This is a genomic window from Streptococcus sp. ELY_90 (genome assembly GCF_058314475.1).
The window spans coordinates 18817-35994 of the sequence record NZ_JBZFUJ010000010.1; the positions used below are offsets into that span (position 1 = coordinate 18817).

At 42.1% G+C, this 17178-nt stretch carries 15 protein-coding genes and 1 pseudogene; 7 read left to right on the forward strand and 9 right to left on the reverse strand.

The features are described from left to right. Positions 1-72 precede the first annotated feature (72 nt). From AC4HAF_RS07145 to AC4HAF_RS07160, 4 genes are all read right to left on the reverse strand, one after another. Complete coding sequence (locus AC4HAF_RS07145; RefSeq protein WP_491097216.1) at positions 73-1233, reverse strand: glycosyltransferase family 4 protein; 1161 nt, start codon at positions 1231-1233, stop codon at positions 73-75. 5 nt (positions 1234-1238) lie between these two features. Further along, the gene (gene mecA, locus AC4HAF_RS07150; RefSeq protein ID WP_491097217.1) at positions 1239-1967 is read right to left on the reverse strand and encodes an adaptor protein MecA; all 729 of its coding nucleotides are present in this window, start codon (positions 1965-1967) and stop codon (positions 1239-1241) included. Positions 1968-2058: 91 nt separating this feature from the next. Further along, positions 2059-2904, reverse strand: a complete 846-nt coding sequence (locus AC4HAF_RS07155; RefSeq protein WP_491097218.1) for an undecaprenyl-diphosphate phosphatase — start codon at positions 2902-2904, stop codon at positions 2059-2061. A gap of 49 nt (positions 2905-2953) precedes the next feature. Continuing rightward, the gene (locus tag AC4HAF_RS07160) at positions 2954-4849 is read right to left on the reverse strand and encodes a DUF2207 domain-containing protein (RefSeq protein ID WP_491097219.1); all 1896 of its coding nucleotides are present in this window, start codon (positions 4847-4849) and stop codon (positions 2954-2956) included. Between the two features lie 178 nt (positions 4850-5027). Here AC4HAF_RS07160 and AC4HAF_RS07165 point away from each other — a divergent pair, with 178 nt between their 5' ends. Then, complete coding sequence (locus AC4HAF_RS07165; protein WP_491097220.1) at positions 5028-5930, forward strand: helix-turn-helix domain-containing protein; 903 nt, start codon at positions 5028-5030, stop codon at positions 5928-5930. Positions 5931-6560: 630 nt separating this feature from the next. On the opposite strand, the pseudogene AC4HAF_RS07170 reads toward AC4HAF_RS07165, so the two are convergent. From AC4HAF_RS07170 to AC4HAF_RS07180, 3 genes and pseudogenes are all read right to left on the reverse strand, one after another. Continuing rightward, positions 6561-6801, reverse strand: a pseudogene (locus AC4HAF_RS07170) (hypothetical protein). A gap of 342 nt (positions 6802-7143) precedes the next feature. Then, positions 7144-7857 (reverse strand): ABC transporter permease, encoded by a 714-nt coding sequence (locus AC4HAF_RS07175; RefSeq protein ID WP_491097221.1) that lies wholly within the window; start codon positions 7855-7857, stop codon positions 7144-7146. Beyond that, a complete protein-coding gene (locus AC4HAF_RS07180) occupies positions 7850-8695 on the reverse strand; it encodes an ABC transporter ATP-binding protein (RefSeq protein ID WP_491097222.1) in 846 nt (281 codons plus the stop codon). Before AC4HAF_RS07180 ends, AC4HAF_RS07175 begins: the two co-directional genes overlap by 8 nt. A gap of 312 nt (positions 8696-9007) precedes the next feature. Between AC4HAF_RS07180 and AC4HAF_RS07185 the strand changes: the two genes are divergently transcribed. From AC4HAF_RS07185 to AC4HAF_RS07210, 6 genes are all read left to right on the forward strand, one after another. Further along, the gene (locus AC4HAF_RS07185; protein ID WP_491097223.1) at positions 9008-10561 is read left to right on the forward strand and encodes an ABC transporter substrate-binding protein/permease; all 1554 of its coding nucleotides are present in this window, start codon (positions 9008-9010) and stop codon (positions 10559-10561) included. Continuing rightward, positions 10561-11301, forward strand: coding sequence for an amino acid ABC transporter ATP-binding protein (locus AC4HAF_RS07190; protein ID WP_491097224.1), 741 nt, complete (start codon positions 10561-10563; stop codon positions 11299-11301). Before AC4HAF_RS07185 ends, AC4HAF_RS07190 begins: the two co-directional genes overlap by 1 nt. Before the next feature lie 116 nt (positions 11302-11417). Then, positions 11418-12026, forward strand: a complete 609-nt coding sequence (locus tag AC4HAF_RS07195; protein WP_491097225.1) for a VanZ family protein — start codon at positions 11418-11420, stop codon at positions 12024-12026. A 227-nt stretch (positions 12027-12253) separates the two neighbouring features. Further along, positions 12254-12973, forward strand: a complete 720-nt coding sequence (locus AC4HAF_RS07200; RefSeq protein ID WP_491097226.1) for an ABC transporter ATP-binding protein — start codon at positions 12254-12256, stop codon at positions 12971-12973. Then, positions 12973-14184 carry an ABC transporter permease gene (locus AC4HAF_RS07205; protein ID WP_491097263.1) on the forward strand — a complete coding sequence of 404 codons (1212 nt, stop codon included), beginning with the start codon at positions 12973-12975 and terminating at the stop codon, positions 14182-14184. The genes AC4HAF_RS07200 and AC4HAF_RS07205 overlap by 1 nt, the downstream gene beginning before the upstream one ends. Before the next feature lie 22 nt (positions 14185-14206). Next, positions 14207-14845: a TetR/AcrR family transcriptional regulator gene (locus AC4HAF_RS07210; RefSeq protein WP_491097227.1), complete on the forward strand. Its 639-nt coding sequence runs from the start codon at positions 14207-14209 to the stop codon at positions 14843-14845. 116 nt (positions 14846-14961) lie between these two features. Here the strand turns inward: AC4HAF_RS07210 and AC4HAF_RS07215 are convergent, their stop codons facing one another. Both AC4HAF_RS07215 and ilvA read right to left on the reverse strand, forming a co-directional pair. Then, positions 14962-15849 carry an SPFH domain-containing protein gene (locus AC4HAF_RS07215; RefSeq protein WP_491097228.1) on the reverse strand — a complete coding sequence of 296 codons (888 nt, stop codon included), beginning with the start codon at positions 15847-15849 and terminating at the stop codon, positions 14962-14964. A 63-nt stretch (positions 15850-15912) separates the two neighbouring features. Continuing rightward, a complete protein-coding gene (gene ilvA / locus AC4HAF_RS07220) occupies positions 15913-17163 on the reverse strand; it encodes a threonine ammonia-lyase IlvA (protein ID WP_491097229.1) in 1251 nt (416 codons plus the stop codon). Between the last annotated feature and the right edge of the window lie 15 nt (positions 17164-17178).

The window sequence follows — 17178 nt, forward strand, 5'->3', positions numbered from 1 at the left end:
TACACTCCTTTCATCTTATCAGTAATCATTATAACAAAAAAAGTCCGATTGGACTTTTCTCGCGTTCACAAATTATTTCTTCTTCTTTTGGCGGTGTTTGGCCACTACTGACTGACGGTAGTCGCTGTTGCCGATAAAGGCCAGAAGTTTAAACAGCGGTGTTCGCTTGGGCCCCCAAATCTCCAAACCTTCGATGAAGACCTCTAAGGCAAAGCCGACCCCCAGCATAAGGAGAATCCCCCCCAGACGGCTGGAGATATTTAAGAGCAGGGACACAAGGGAAAAGAACATGGCAATACCATAAACGACTAAAACTGCTCCGCGATGGGTAAATCCCATAGCCAGCAGCCTGTGGTGCAGGTGCATATTATCAGCTTCATAAAACTTTTTCCCCGACAAAGTCCGTCTGATAATGGCAACTGCTGTGTCAACGATAGGGACACCCAAAACAATAATCGGCGTTACCACAGCAACCGCAGTAGCATTTTTTAGCCCTTGCAGAGACAAAACGGAAATCATAAAGCCAATAAAGAGAGCACCGGTATCCCCCAGATAAATGATAGCAGGGTGGTAATTATAAGGGAAAAAACCGGCGATAGCAAAAATCAAAACAAAAATGGTAAAGGTCAAAAAGATATCAGAATCGTAAAGAAAAAAATACGAAACCAGCCCCATGGTTGTCAGGCTGATAATGGAAACACCGCTGACCAAACCGTCTAAGCCGTCAATCAAATTAACTGCATTCGTAATAGCTACGACCCACAAAATAGTCAGAAAGAAGCTTAAAAAGGGATTAAACTGCAGCATCGGACCGCCAAAAGGAATTTTAAAACTGTCAAAACGAAAGTCCGTAAAACTCCATATAATAACAGCCCCAATCAGAATGCCCAGAAATTTTGCCTTGGGCGACAGTTCATAGACATCATCAAGAAAGCCGGTCAGCATGACCACCAAGCTTCCGATAACAACCGGCAGAATATACTCAAAATAAGACTGACCCCAGATCTGCGTTTTTAAAATCATGGGCATCAGCACCAGCGCAGAGACAGTAAAAGAAATCACAATAGCCAGTCCGCCGGCACTGGGCATGGGCACCTTGTTAATCCGTCTGGCATTAGGATTGTCCACTGCGCCCACTCTGAAAGAGAAAAATCTGACTAAGGGCGTCAAAATAAGGGATATCAGCAGTGTCGCAATCAGTACAAGAACAAATTTCAGTGTAATTGGTATCATCTATATCATCCAATCATTTGCAGTTCTTGCAGAGCATCTGACATAATGAGCTGAACGCCGTGCTCTAAAAGATAGGCCCGTGTCTTAGTTCCTTTGTCAGCATGTTCTAACATTCTGGCAAACATCAGATCGGCATAATAATCCGGCTTGTCTTCAAGGTTTAGAAGGACCGTCATGTGATAGGCGTCGGCTTCCTTAAAGAGTTCCGATGCTTCTACATCATAATCAACCGTTTTAGCAAAGTTAACGGCTTCTCTCAAACTTGGAAAATCAAGCACAAAATGAATGTAGTCCGGCTGGCTGCTTCCCTCATTTTGTTTTTGGTGCTTTCGGGCTTCCTCTTCTTCTTTTCTTTCTGCTTCGGCCAGTTTATCTAAAGCTGCCGTGTCTCCTTTTTCTCTCATGGTTTCTTCCAAAGTTTTGAAGAAATCCTCAGGAGACATCTTTGAAATATCATCAAAGTCAGACAGATCCTCCAAATTGAGGTTCTTATTGATTTCTGATTTTGTCACAAAAACATCAATCCGGTCATTTCTCGGTGTCACACGAAAGCTCAGCATGCCGCTGTCTTTGAAATTCTCAGGCAGGTCTAATTCATCCATAACCGTATAGAAAAACTCTTCTGTTTTTTCCTGCGGAATCAAGAAGTCTTTTAATTCCATGCCTCTTTCTTCCAAATCTTCCATACTGATAGTGATTTTTAGCGTTGTTTCGCTGATTTGTTTCATTTCCATAATCTTTACCTCATGCGAGTAGTTATTTCATTATACAAGAAAAGCCTACTTTTTTCAATTTTGGAGAAGAAAAACAGCAAAAGCAGACAGATTAACCAAAAATGGCTGTAATCAGACCATACATGATTAAGAGCGCCCCCAGACCAATGCGGTATTTCCCAAAGAAGGTGAAGTCATGGCTTTTAACATAGTCTGTCAGGAAGCGAATAACATAAAGGCTGACTGCAAACGCGACCACCATAGCGACAAGCAGGATCAGGAGCTGGCTGCCCATTAAAACGGTACCTGACTGAATGAACTTTAAAACCTTATACAGACTGGCGCCAAACATGATCGGAATACCTAGGAAAAAGGTAAATTCTGTCGCAACTTCACGGCTGGTGCCTACTAAAATCCCGCCCAAGATGGTCGCTCCTGAACGGCTGGTGCCGGGAATGAGCGATAAAACCTGAAACAGCCCGATATAAATGGCTGTTTTATAGGGCATGTTTGCTAAGCGGGTAATGCTTGGTACAACATTTTCGTGGCGTTTTTCCACATAGATAAAGGCTACACCGTAAATAATCAGCATCAAAGCCACGGTGAAAAAGTTTTGAAAATGCGCATCCAGCCAGTCATTTAATTTCAGACCAATAGCAGCGGCCGGCAAGGCAGCAACAATGACTTTGAGCCAAAGCTGCCAGGTCAGCCGCACTTCACGCTCTGTTTTCCCTTTTTTAAAAGGGTTCAGCCTGTCAAAATAAATAACAACAACCGCCAAAATGGCTCCCAGCTGAATGACCACATTAAACATGTTGGTAAAAGGAGCGTTGGCATCCTTAAATTTAATAAATTCTTCTACCAGAATCAAGTGTCCGGTGCTGGAAATGGGCAGCCATTCCGTGATGCCTTCTACAATCCCGAAAATAATGGCTTTGATGAGTTCAATTAATAACATATCGTCTCCTTTTATTTAGTCTGAGCAATTGGCGGTGAAAGGCTGCGGATTAAAAGGCTCCGCCCCCGCCACCTCCGCCTCCGCCAGAGAAACCGCCGCCTATTGAGCCTCCCGAGGATACCGAAAAGTTGGAGGCAAGACCGGCGACTGAGGTATAGCTTGACAAATAACCAGCCGACAGCCCCACATAATAGCCGGGGTTGATATCCATATAGCTGATCATCTGCGGATTATCCAATCTGATGTCTTTAAGTTTCAGATAGTCCTGAACCTGATCGGCATAGCCGTATAAAGTAGCGTAAACCAAAATTCGGTTCCAAACGACAACACCTTCTAACTCAACATCATCAAATGTCTTCACATCGCGAATCATATTTTTAAAGGCATCCCAGCTCTGTCTGACTGTAAGACCTTCCTGAGTCAGCAGACCCGAGACCTTGTAATAGTCATCTTTTCGATAATAAACAATCAAAAAGATGAAGGATAAGGACAACACGAAAGCATTGATTCCCAAGCCAAACCAGTAGCCCTTAAACAAACTAAAGATAGCTACAATCAAGGACAGCAATGAAGCAAGACCAGCAAGCCAATAAACTGCTGACAGGACAAGCTGCTCTTTTTCCGTTCGTTCGCGATGAATTGTTTCCAGGCCTAAATCTGCAACCGCTTCTGTAATCCGATTATCTAAGTTTTGAACACGCTCTTCAAACAGATTAAGAATATTTTGGCCGCGCTGGCGAATCGCTGCTTCATTGCTCTTTTTGAGAATACTTTTATCTATTTTGTAATCAGCAAAAGCATCTTCAATCGTCATGACACCTTCTCCGTAAACAAAGGTGATAAAAGCCTGCTCATAAGGCTCCAGCTTCTGCTGATCAGTGATGGTAAAGAATTTGTGATTATCGGAAATTTTAAGTTTGCCTTGATCGATCAAATCCAAAAGACCGGCCTGAACCACTTCCTTAAAGTCCAGATCGTAACGGCGTTTTCTCCCCTTAACAGGAGCGAGTTCCTTGATCTCTAAATCATAGGCATAGCGTGCCAAGAGCAAGGGCGGCAAATCTGCCGGCGGACTGAAGAGATGGGTATTCCTGGAAACTTTTTTCTGTCCCAGCATCGCTACCCAGATCACATAAACGATAACAGACAGCAACAGTAAGCCGGCTGCAGCAAGCGGCAACATTTTACCGACAAGGAAAGGATAGAATTTCTGCTTGCGGGCAATTCCCCTTTCGACAGCCTGAAACTGTTCTAATTTTTTACCGGACGCAGCATTTGCAAGCGAAAACGCCGAACTTGGCCAATAGGCATGCAGTTCCACTTGTTTGCCTTCGCCTAAATGATTGAGGTTTATCCTATAGGTACCGTTTTTGCGGCTGACCTTAGGCTGCCTTTTAAAATAGCCTGTGTGCGCATAGAGCCTGCTGCCTTTGAGGGAACTTTCCGGTCCTTTAACAGTCAGAACTACCTTATCCAAGGCAGCATCCCAGTCACTGATTGGAAACCAATTGAGCTCAGCAATGTCCGAATAAACACTCGTTAAATGTTCTATTTTCCAGTTCAAAGAAAGGACAATCCGGTCGCCGCGCTGTCCTCCATTATAGACTTTTACACGATAGCCCTCAGACAGCTGTTCAACTTGTACATTTACTGAGCTTTTATGGCGCTGTCCTTTCTTGTCTATTTTGTAAGCAGCAACATCCGGATGTCTGTCAATTTGAAAACCCTTAGGAACTTTCCCCGCCGTTCCCAGAGTAACATACTGGCCTCTATAGTCAGAGTCAAAGTCATAGACAATATCCTGCCGAAAATCAGCACTGTTATCCTTATGGATTGTCAGCTCCCCCTTATAAAGACGGATGCTGTAATCAACATCGTCAGCCGCGGCCAGACCTGACATCATCAGACTGCAGCAGATGGTCAAAAGTAGCAGTAATTTTTTCATATGCTCTCTCCCAAAAATCCTTTTCCCTATTCTATCATAAAAACTGTTTAAAGATAAACTTTGTTGATATTCATAAACCAGTGATCTTTAAATCGTCATCAAATTGTCCCTTTCATGATATTGCACAATATAGGGGAGAACGGTATAATGAACATACAAAAAGACTAGGGAGACCACCATGGCAATAAAAGAAGACTTAGGACGGCGGATTAAAGACGAAAGAAATCAACAGCAACTGACACAAAGCCTTTTGTGCGGAGACGAAACAAAGCTGACCATTCGACAGCTTCAGCGGATTGAGGGCGGACAGTCTTTGCCAACTCTAGAAAAATTAGAGTTCATTGCTGATCGCTTAGGAATTAAAATAGCTGATCTACTCGAAGGCAGCGATATTCAGCTGCCAGACGATTACTGGGAGTTAAAGGCGCAGATTGTCAAGTTTCCCACCTATGCCAACAGGGAAAGGCTCCAGCAAAAACAGGAACTGATCGAAGAAATTTATGACAAGTACTTTGATATCCTGCCTGAAGATGAGTTACTCTTTTTGGATCTTTCAGAAAACATCTTAGACAGTTTCCATGAGAAAGATATTCCTAACATTGAGGAGATTTACGACGATGCCTTTGAACAAGTCCTCAAGAAAGAAATCTTTGCCTTTAATGACTATCTTTACATGAGTTATTTTTTACAGAAGTGCGGCAAAACAGCAGATTATGATCGGGTAACCTTCAAACTGCTTGAACAAAAATTGCTTAAGCAGGAACTGACGGGAGATGAACTTTATAATATTGAACTTTTGATTGCTGTTATTGAAGCTGCTTCGGTTTATGTCCTTCATGATGATTACCAGAATCTTCTTCCCTTGCTGGAGAAGGCTCAGCAAATTATTGACAAGGCTCAGCTTCCCACTTATAAACCAGCCCTTTTAGAGCTTGAAGCCAAGTACTATATCAAGGTCGTTAAGGACAAGAAAAAAGCCAAGGAACTCTACCAGCAAGCCTTGATGATGGGAGAGATCTTAGGCGATTCTAATATCGTTGCTGATGTTAAGATGGAGATGGCCAATGATGGGATAGACTAGTAAGAGATGTCATTAGACTTTCTAATCATAACAAATGACTTTAACTGCTGTACTCTTAAAGTAATGGGGTAAAGTCACTAGTATAAAAAGGATGATCCTCTTTAGGAAAACATCCTTTTTAGTATTTTAGGTATCATCATCTTTTTACAAGAGGTGACATCAATGTCGTTGCTGCTTTGAGGAATCTGGAGTAAAATAGACTTATCAAATGAACTTGAAAAAAGTATTGGAAGTTTTAACGACCCTTGTTATGTTAGTAATGGCCGTGCGTTAATAATGAACACCTATTAGGAAACATTTCCCCTAGTTAGGCAATTTCCAATAAGTTATTAATGATAGTAAATAGCTCTATGATATCTTTAGTGGGTATATTCATCTGCTAGGAGTATTACAGGGCTTTTTTTGATTTATCAGATTAGGACAGAACACTTTTTACTGTAACCTATTCAAATGAATAAACAAAAAAACAAGCCTCCACAAGGAAGTTTGTCTCCATCTTAAAGAATTATATCTGCCTATGTTAGAACAGCAGCAAGTCCCGCTCCTGCTGCAACAACTCCTGCTCCTGCCAGAACCCCATTATTAAAGTCATTAAGATTAACTCCATTCAATTCTTCAACTGTGACCTCTTCAAATAACAACTCTTTTTCCATCATTTTTTCTCCTTCTTTTTAATTTTTTGATTTGTTTTTAAATTTGCAACTGCAACTCCTGCTGTAAAAATAGCAAGAATCGACAACATACTAACTAATAAAATTTGAAAATTCGTTAGCACCTCATGATTCTTTAAAAAACTTGAACCTAAAAATACTAATATTAATGTTATAAAAACTTCAAAATAGAATAGCTTTCTTGAAAGTAATATTTTCACAGGAACTCCTCGCTATATTTAAGTTAGAACTGCAGCAGCAAGGGCTAAACTTCCTCCTGCGCCTACTGCCACGCCTAAAGCATAAGATCCCCAACCATTTAATTCTTCTGAATTAATTTCCTCAAATTGTATCTATTGAGAAACTTTTTCTTCCATTCCACCCCCCTTTCAAAATCATATTGAGCATTTCACCGGCTTATAGAATAACCGGTTGCAGCAATGCTTTCCAAATTAATTTCCCAAAGTTAGTGTTTAATTCCTCTACAGTAACTTCTTCAAAAATCTGTAATTCTGTATCATTTTCTTTTTGCACAATCTTACCTCCTTTCAATGGCTTACTCTCTAACTTTTCTTTTGCTGTCTGGCTGCTAGAACAATTAATACTAAAAGTACCATAATCCAGACAATCAAACTTGATGTTTGTAAGATGGCACGATGCCAGGAAAAATCTTCCCATTGGGTAAAAAATTTAGTAAAAAGGCCCATAAAGCTGTAGTCTGTTACCTTGGCAACCGCCTTATCCATGCTGGAGAGCATCGGTAAGAAAGCTGAAATTAACATCGTTGGAACCGTAACAACCTGTGCCATAACCTGTGATTTCACAAGTAAACCTAGCAATAAATAGAGAAGTACGATTGCTAAAGCTGTAGCGCTGCCAATAATACAATAGTTCGGTAAATTATCAATCGGCACAGCCAAAATAAGCGGAGCAATTATCAGGTAGATTGCTGATAAAACTATTGGAACAACCAATGTTGATAAGAGGTATTTATTAGTGCCAACACCACTTAGCAACAGCGTTTTTAGATTGTTCTTTTCTTTTTCCTCTGCCAAAATAGTCAAGATCGGACTGCCCACAGCCAGGACAATGGCAAAAGGAATACAGATCATGAGATAGGCAAGAGCTATTTGGTCTTTTGGACCAGATTGACTGTCTATCATGAAACGGTAAAGATAAATCAAGGCCGCAGGCATAAGTACTTGCAAGAGAACGCTCTTATTAGATAGGATAATCTGACAGCGCAGCCAAAGAAGAGCCGTAAATTGTCTAGACATTGAGTTTCCCTCCTGTTAATTGAATAAAAATATCTTCTAATGTCGGTTCGCAAGAGTGCACAGCAATTATTTTTTCATCATCACTAGCCATTACTTGCGCCAGTTCAGCAAAATCTACAGTTCTTTCTGAGCCGTTCTGATAGCTCAGCTTTACCTGTTTGTCCTGATTGTATTTTTGGATTAAATCTTTGGGACTGCCCTGTTCAACCAGCCGACCTTGATTAAGTAAGGCCAGCTTATCGCAAAGCAAAGTCGCTTCGTTCATATCGTGGGTGGTCAAAAAGATGGCTGTCCCAGATTTTTTCAGTTCTAAAATCAACTCATGAATAGTATGAGAAGTGGCTGGGTCAAGGCCTGAGGTTGGCTCATCAAGAAATAAAACCCGAGGTTTATTAATGAGTGCACGAGCCAGAAGCATTCGCTGTTTCATGCCTGTCGAGAGTTTTTCGGCCACTGTCTTGCGACTGTTGTAGAGGCCTACCCGCCGGAGGAGAGCATCAACAGCGGCTTTAGCTATTCCATAATATTTAGCATAGAAAAGCAGGTTATTATAAAGAGACATCTTTTCATAAAAACCACTGGTATCGCTGACTAAGCCAATTCCCTTTAATTCTTGCTCCGTTAATTTATGCGAATCCTGTCCTAAAATAGAGGACCTTCCGCTGTCTGGTGTCAGCTGTCCGGTTAAAATATTGATAGTTGTCGTTTTTCCTGATCCCGAAGGACCAAGAAATCCAAAAATCTGGCCCTTTTCAATCGAAAAACTAATTGCATCAAGTGCAAGAGTCTTATTAAAAGATTTTTTAATACTTTGGGCAACAATAACTGGGGTATTCATACGTTTTCCTTTCTTAAACAGTATGGCGTTATTATAAAGGATAAAAAACAAAAAGAAAACGACATTAATGTCACCTGACATTAATGCCGTTATAACAATTGCTTGATGAAGCACCGAGAAATTCTGTCAAATCAATATCACTTGAGACTCACTGTGTCTCTTTTCACAGCAACATTATAAAACTTTAATCCGATGTCAAAAATTATTGGTACTTTTTGTTTGGAATATACCCTATATTTCGATACTTATATTGAAATACAGCTCTTTTTCCTGTAAAATGATAGAGGAAAAATTTTATACAGGAGTCTTCTAATGAAAAAGACATTTTTAAGCTGTCTTGCTGCTCTTTTTATGCTGTTTGCTGGCATGACAAGAGTTCAGGCAGATGAGTACTTACGCGTTGGGATGGAGGCTGCTTATGCTCCTTTCAACTGGACCCAGGACACCAGCCGCAACGGCGCTGTTCCAATTGAAGGCACAAAGCAGTATGCCAACGGTTATGATGTGCAGACAGCTAAAAAAATTGCCAAGGCTTTAGGCAAAAAGCCGTTAATTGTAAAAACAAAATGGGAAGGGCTTGTGCCGGCTCTGACATCCGGTAAAATCGACATGATTATCGCCGGAATGAGCCCGACAGAAGAACGCAAAAAGCAAATTGCCTTTTCTGACAGCTACTATACCAGCGAGCCCGTTCTTGTGGTTCGCAAAGACGGAAAATATGCTAAAGCTGAGAGCCTTGATGACTTTTCAGGTGCCAAGGTAACCTCCCAGCAAGGCATCTACCTTTACAATCTGATCAGCCAGATTCCTAATGTTTCGCAGGAAACAGCCATGGGAGACTTTTCTCAAATGAGGCAGGCCTTGGCTTCCAATGTTATTGATGCTTATGTTTCCGAACGTCCTGAAGCCACCTCATCCATCAAGGCCAATAAAGACTTTAAGATGGTCTCTTTGAAGAAGGGCTTTAAGGTCAGTGAATCTGACGTTGCCATCGCTGTCGGTATGCGCAAAGGCGATCCGCGCTTGAGTCAGGTCAATGCTGCCCTCGCCCAATTTCCTTTAAAAGAACAGATTGCTTTGATGGATAAGATTATTCCGCTGCAGCCCAGTCATGATGACAGCAGCCAAGGCAAAACCAAAACCAGCTTTTTCAACCAAGTCAGCAAGATTCTTAAAAACAACTGGAAAGCTTTGCTGCGTGGAACCGGAGTAACACTGCTGATTTCAATCATCGGTACGGTTGCAGGGCTCCTTATCGGGCTCTTAATCGGTGTTTACCGCACAGCACCAAAGGCTTCTAATCTTATTTTGGCTTGGCTGCAAAAACTTTTCGGCTGGCTGCTCAATGTCTATATTGAAGTCTTCCGCGGAACGCCAATGATTGTACAGGCCATGGTTATTTATTACGGTACTGCCCAAGCTTTTGGTATTTCTCTTGACCGTACGCTGGCCGCAATTTTTATCGTTTCCATCAATACCGGAGCCTACATGAGTGAGATCGTCCGCGGCGGTATCTTTGCCGTTGATAAGGGACAGTTCGAAGCTGCGACAGCCCTTGGTTTCACCCACGGACAGACCATGAGAAAAATTGTTCTGCCTCAGGTCATCCGCAACATCCTGCCAGCTACCGGCAATGAATTCGTTATCAATATCAAGGATACATCCGTACTGAATGTGATCTCCGTTGTGGAACTCTATTTCTCCGGAAACACCGTAGCCACACAGACCTACCAATATTTCCAAACATTCTTTATTATCGCTGTCATTTATTTCATTTTAACCTTTACTGTGACGCGGATTCTTCGCTTGATTGAAAGAAAGATGGACCAGGATAATTACACCCAAATTGAAGGAGAGGCGCACTGATGACCGATACTATTTTAGAAATCAACCATTTAAAAAAATCCTTCGGCAAGAACGAGGTCCTCAAGGATATTTCTCTGACTGTCAAAAAAGGGGAAGTTATCTCAATCATCGGCTCCTCGGGTTCGGGCAAATCCACCCTGCTGCGCTCGATCAACCTGCTGGAAGAACCCAGCGGCGGTGAAATTCTCTACCGCGGTCAAAATGTGCTTGAAAAAGGTTATGATCTTACCAAATACCGTGAAAATCTGGGCATGGTATTTCAGTCTTTTAATCTGTTCAATAATCTCAATGTTTTAGACAATGCCATTGTTGCTCAGACCACTGTGCTTAAACGCCCGCATGCCGAGGCTGAGAAAATCGCTAAGGAAAACCTCAACAAGGTCGGAATGACTGAGCAGTACTGGAAAGCAAAACCCAGTCAGCTCTCCGGTGGTCAAAAGCAGCGTGTCGCTATTGCCCGTGCCTTATCTGTCAACCCTGAAGCCATTCTTTTTGATGAGCCGACCTCTGCTCTTGACCCTGAAATGGTCGGAGAGGTCCTAAAAACCATTAAAGATTTGGCTCAGTCAGGCCTTACCATGCTGATTGTCACCCACGAAATGGACTTTGCCCGCGATGTATCAGACCGCGTGATCTTTATGGACCAAGGAGTTATTGCCGAAAGCGGCACTCCTCAGCAAATCTTTGAAAACCCTAAGGAAGAAAGAACTAAGATTTTCTTACAGCGTTTTTTGAACTAAAGTTAAGTCAAACAAGCAGCTCCATGAGGCAGCTGCTTGTTTTTTTATTTTTTGCCTTAAAGAAATTATAAGTTTTCTCCGCTATACTTGATCAAAACGCAAAGGAGGACAAAACTATGGTAATTAAACAAAATAATTCTGCTGCTAACGTCCTGCTCTTTTTTACCTCTTTTATAGCTGCAAAATGGTTTTATGATAGCTTTTTAAGAGTTTATGCTCACTATATTTCAAATTACGGTATGGACTTTGCCTTATTTTTAAATCTTATCATCACTCTTATACTGTCTTACTTTACTTTTGTTTTGTTCAAATTCTGCTGCACCCAGCAAATTAAAAACACCAGCATCGTCATTTCCTACTTCATTTACAGCCTCCTGCTTGTTTATGTTATCCTCTTGAAAAATATCGGCCACCAAGGACTGATCCTCAATCCCTTCTCGTTTATCCATGACATGGCAAACGGCAGCAGATTCGTTCCGGTAATGAACTTACTGATGTTTATTCCTATAGGATTTTTGTACCCACCGTCAAAAACCAATGTCAGTCTGTCCTTGCTGGGGCTGATTCTTTTAGAAAGCTGCCAGTATGTCTTTCATCTCGGTGTTTTGGATTTAGGTGACATCAGCTTAAACTTTATCAGTCTGCTTATTGGCAATATGCTCCATATCAGCCGCCTGCCCAGCTGGATTGAAGGACATATGGTCCGCCAAGCTCACCAGCCATAACACAATAAGCCTGAACAAACTCTTTACAGGCTTTAAATGACGGACCCTTTACGATACAGGAACAGGAACAATCACTGCCGCTGGCTGATTGTCTCGCTTGTTCCTTTTTTGTTTGCCGTAAATTTTATAAAAAACAATCTTTTTCTTGACAAGTGAGTAAACACTCACTATAATAGTTGTCATAAAAGTTAGTGATTACTCACCAACCTGCTGTTGGAGGCTATAGTATGGAAAAACTACTGAATTTGCAGGCTTTGAGAAAAAACTTCGGCAAGCAAGTTGTTCTCAATAAAGTCAGTTTTGAATTAAACTCAGGTGAAATTGTCGGCTTGATCGGTCCGTCCGGAGCAGGGAAATCAACCATGATAAAAACCATGCTGGGCATGGAGAAGGCAGACAGCGGAGACGCTCTTGTTCTCAGCCGCCATATGCCCGACCGCCATGTTCTTGGAGAAATCGGCTATATGGCTCAGTCCGATGCCCTTTATGATTCACTTTCCGGCTTAGAAAATCTGAAATTTTTCGCCCAAATGAAAGGACTCCCTAAACGTGAGATTCCGGAAGCTATTGAGTATGCCTGTCAAATTGTCAACTTATCTGAGCATCTAACCAAGGCTGTTTCAGGCTATTCAGGCGGTATGAAGCGCCGTCTGTCCCTAGCTATTGCCTTGCTGGGCAAGCCCCGTCTTTTGATTCTGGACGAACCGACTGTCGGAATTGACCCCGCACTGCGCCGCAAGGTCTGGCAGGAACTGCACCAGTTAAAAAAAGACGGTATCGGCATCTTACTGACAACCCATGTCATGGATGAGGCCGAACTGACAGATAAGGTTGCCCTGCTGCTGGATGGCAAAATGATAGCTTTTGACAGCCCGGAAAACCTAAAATCAGCTTACGGCGTTCATTCTATTGAAGAGGTTTTCTTAAAAGCAGAAGGAGAATTATGATGAGAATTTTAGCCATTTCAAAAAAGGTTTTGACGGAACTGCTGCGCGATAAACGTTCGCTGCTACTTTTGTTTTTAGCACCTGTTTTCATCATGTGGCTGATGAACGCTGCTTTTTCTGCCAGTACTGAAACTAAGGTGGCATTTGCTGCAGTTGATCTTCCGAAGACCGTTTATGATTCACTGGATAAACTCGACCATATCAGCCTTAAAACTTACGATAATAAAAGCAGTGCCATCAAGGCCTTAAACGGTGAAAAAGCTGACGCTGTTCTTGTCTATAAAGATAAGAAACACTATGACATTACCTATGCAAATACGGATTCCAGCAAAACCAATCTGGCTCGCCAAGCCATCAAAAACACTCTGAAACAGACTCAAGTTCAAGAACTGGTTCAAAATCTCAAAAAAGCCCGGCAAGCAAGTGCCAAAGCTGCTAAGAAAGCGCAGGCACAATCCGCACAAGAACAAGCTAATCCCCAGCAGTCTGAAAATAATGACCGCACGCAGGCATCAGCTGCCAATAATACTGACGATAAGCAAAACGAAATTGATAGCAAACAAAGCGCGTTTGACCTGTCTGAAAGTTATAATTACGGAAACAAAGATACAACTTTCTTTACCAAGATGATACCGATTCTTATGGGATTTTTCGTCTTCTTCTTTGTTTTTCTTATCTCAGGCATGGCTCTTCTTAAAGAGCGTACAGCAGGGACACTGGATCGGCTCTTAGCGACACCAGTCAAACGCTCCGATATTGTCTTTGGCTACATGCTGTCTTACGGCCTTATCGCTGCTCTTCAAACAACAGTCATTGTTTTTTCAACCATCTGGCTTTTAGATCTTCAGGTAGTCGGCAGTATTAGCCATGTAATCCTGATTAACATCCTTTTTGCTCTTGTTGCTTTAGCCTTTGGCCTTTTGCTGTCTACCTTAGCTCAATCAGAATTTCAAATGATGCAGTTTATTCCTATTATTGTCGTTCCGCAAATTTTCTTTTCAGGCATCATTCCTCTGGACTCTATGGCAGACTGGGTGCAGTCTCTGGGGAAAATCCTGCCTCTGTATTATGCCGGACATGCTCTGTCCAAAATTATCCTGAACGGCAGCAGTCTGTTAAATCTTCAAAGCGATGTATCGATCCTCTTTCTTTTTCTTTTCAGTTTGACAAGTCTTAACATTATTGGACTTAAACGCTACCGCAAGGTATAATGAAGATAAGAATGAGGTAATTATGGATAAAAATAACATTTTAGGCAGCTACCGTGATTGGCTGGAACATCATCAAATGCCGGCCGGCAAAAAGAAAACACTGGCCGCTGCTATCGAGCTTTTCTCTCAACGAGGCTACAACGGTACTTCTACCGCGCAAATTGCTGATAAGGCCGGCGTCAGTCAGGCAACTATTTTCAAATATTTTAAAACCAAAAGCGACCTGCTGGCAGAAATCATGCAGCCCATGATTCCAGAGTTAAAAAAGGCCTTTCTTCCGCAACTAGAGACCCATACCGAATTGCAAGCAGCTGTCCACTTTATCGTTCAGGATCGTTTTCAGTTTTTAGCACAAAATGCAGAGCTGATTAAAATTCTCATTCAGGAATGTCTGGTCAATACCGAATTGCGGCAAACACTGCTGACAACTATTGAAACAGCGATAGCCGCAGATTTTAGGGACTATTGGCAGATTTTAAAAGAAAACAATCCTCAGATTAGCAATCTCAGTGCCTTGGAGGCTGTCCGAATTAATATCGGTCTGCTCTTTGCTTACTTTGCTCAGCGTTTTATTTTTGGCATCCCCAGCTCAGACGAGCAAGAAGATCTGGCTCTCATCGAAAAACAAATCCTGACACTCTTGACCCTGACAAAAAACTAAATGCCTTTAAGAAAGCAGACTGAACAGCTCCCTATTTCCTTTTTTCTATAAACAAAAAGAGAGTCAATCCGCTCAAACCCTCTGGGAAATCTGAAGCGGAAAACTCTCTTTTTATATTACTGTGCTTTTAAAGCTGATAAAATCTGCGTCCGCATATCTTCGACACCCTCCGGATTATTAGGCAAAAAGAGGGTTTGATTGCCGCCTGCAGCAAATTGATTCAAAGTATCAAGATATTGGTTGGTCAAAAGAATAGACATGATTTGCTCTTCTGTCATTCCAACGTTAGCTTGTTTAAGCTCAGCGATAGACTCAGCCAAACCATCAACAATCGCTTTACGCTGTTGGGCAATACCGACACCGTGTAAACGGTCTTTTTCTGCTTCCGCAGAGGCTGCCGTAACGATCTTAATCTTATCAGCTTCTGCTAATTCCTGAGCTGCCACACGTTTACGCTGAGCAGCATTGATTTCATTCATTGACTGCTTAACTTCAGCATCCGGTTCAACCTTGGTAATCAAGGTCTTAACGATAATATATCCATAAGTTGACATCTCTTCTGCCACCTGATGCTGAACTTCAAGGGCAATTTCATCTTTTTTCTCGAACAGTTCATCCAAAGTCAGCTTGGGAACAGATGAACGCAGAGCATCTTCAATATAAGATTTGATCTGCGCCTCCGGGCGCATCAGTTTATAGTAAGCATCCGTCACGTTTTGTTCATTGACACGGTACTGCGTTGCAACATTAAGGGTTACAAAGACATTGTCCTTGGTTTTGGTTTCAACGATAATCTCAGACTGCAGCAAACGCAGCTGAATGCGCGCAGCAATCTTGTCAATACCAAAAGGCAAACGAATATGAATCCCGCTGCTGGCTGTGACTTGGTAGCGGCCAAAACGTTCAATAATAGCAACTGTCTGCTGACGGACAACATACAGACCGCTGGCAATTAAAATAATGCAAAATAACAATACAAGGCAAAGAAAGATAAAAATGATCATAACAATCTCCTATTTCTGTGTTTCACTTATTATAAACTATTCTTTGGTGCTTGACAAGAAAAACTAAACCAGCATATTATAGAGACTTTCATTCCCATGAAGGTTGATATAGCTTGGATCAAAAGCACTCAGGCGATCAATCAGAGCCTGATAGTCATTCTTATCGGCCAGAGTAATTCCGATCAGAACCGGTCCGGTTCCTTTATTGGCACGCTTGATATACTCAAAACGCGTGATGTCATCATCAGGCCCTAAAATGTTATTAACAAATTCACGCAGAGCTCCCGGACGCTGCGGAAAATTAACAACGAAATAATGTTTAACGCCATCATAAATCAAGGCACGCTCTTCCATTTCCTGCATGCGGTTAATATCATTGTTACCGCCGGAAATCACACAGACAACTGTCTTGCCCTTGATATCTTCTTTCATGACTTCCAGTGCCGCAATAGAGGCTGCGCCTGCCGGTTCAGCGATGATGCCCTGCTTAGAATACATATCAATCAAGGTTTCTGAAATCAAGCCTTCATCAACACCAATTAATCTGTCAACATATTTTCTGGCCACCTCATAGGTTGAACGGCCGACTTTTTGCACTGCAATGCCATCAGCAAATTTATCAATGTGTTCCAATTTAACCGGATGACCCTTATCAAAAGCAGCTCTCATGCTGCGTGCTCCCATAGCCTCAACACCGACTACTTCAATTTCCGGTGCGACATCTTTGATGTAGGCAGCAATGCCTGAAATCAAGCCGCCGCCGCCAACCGGCACCAAAATGGCATCAAAGCTCAGACCATCTTCCTGAGCCTGTTCATAGATCTCATAGGCAACGGTTCCTTGCCCGGCCTGAACGTTTTCATCATCAAAAGGATCAATGAAAGTCATTCCTTCGGACTTAGTATAGTCTTGTGCAGCCTGAGCCGAAGCATCAAAGGTATCTCCCACCAGTTTGATATCAACAAAGGAGCCACCGAAAAATCGTACTTGGTTGATCTTTTGGTGAGGAGTTGTTACAGGCATGAAAATAGTTGCCGGAATTTTCATTTCATGACAGGTATAAGCAACACCCTGCGCGTGATTGCCCGCAGAAGCACAGACAACACCCTGCGCCTTTTCCTCATCAGACAGCTGTGAAATGGCATAATAAGCACCGCGCAGTTTAAACGAACGCACCCTTTGCATATTTTCACGTTTTAGGTAAACAGTCGCTTGGTACTTTTCAGACAAATAACGGTCAAATTCAAGCGGTGTACGGACAACGACATCTTTTAACACTTCGTTGGCTGCAACCACATCTCTAGCTGAAATCATAATTCTCCTCTTTTT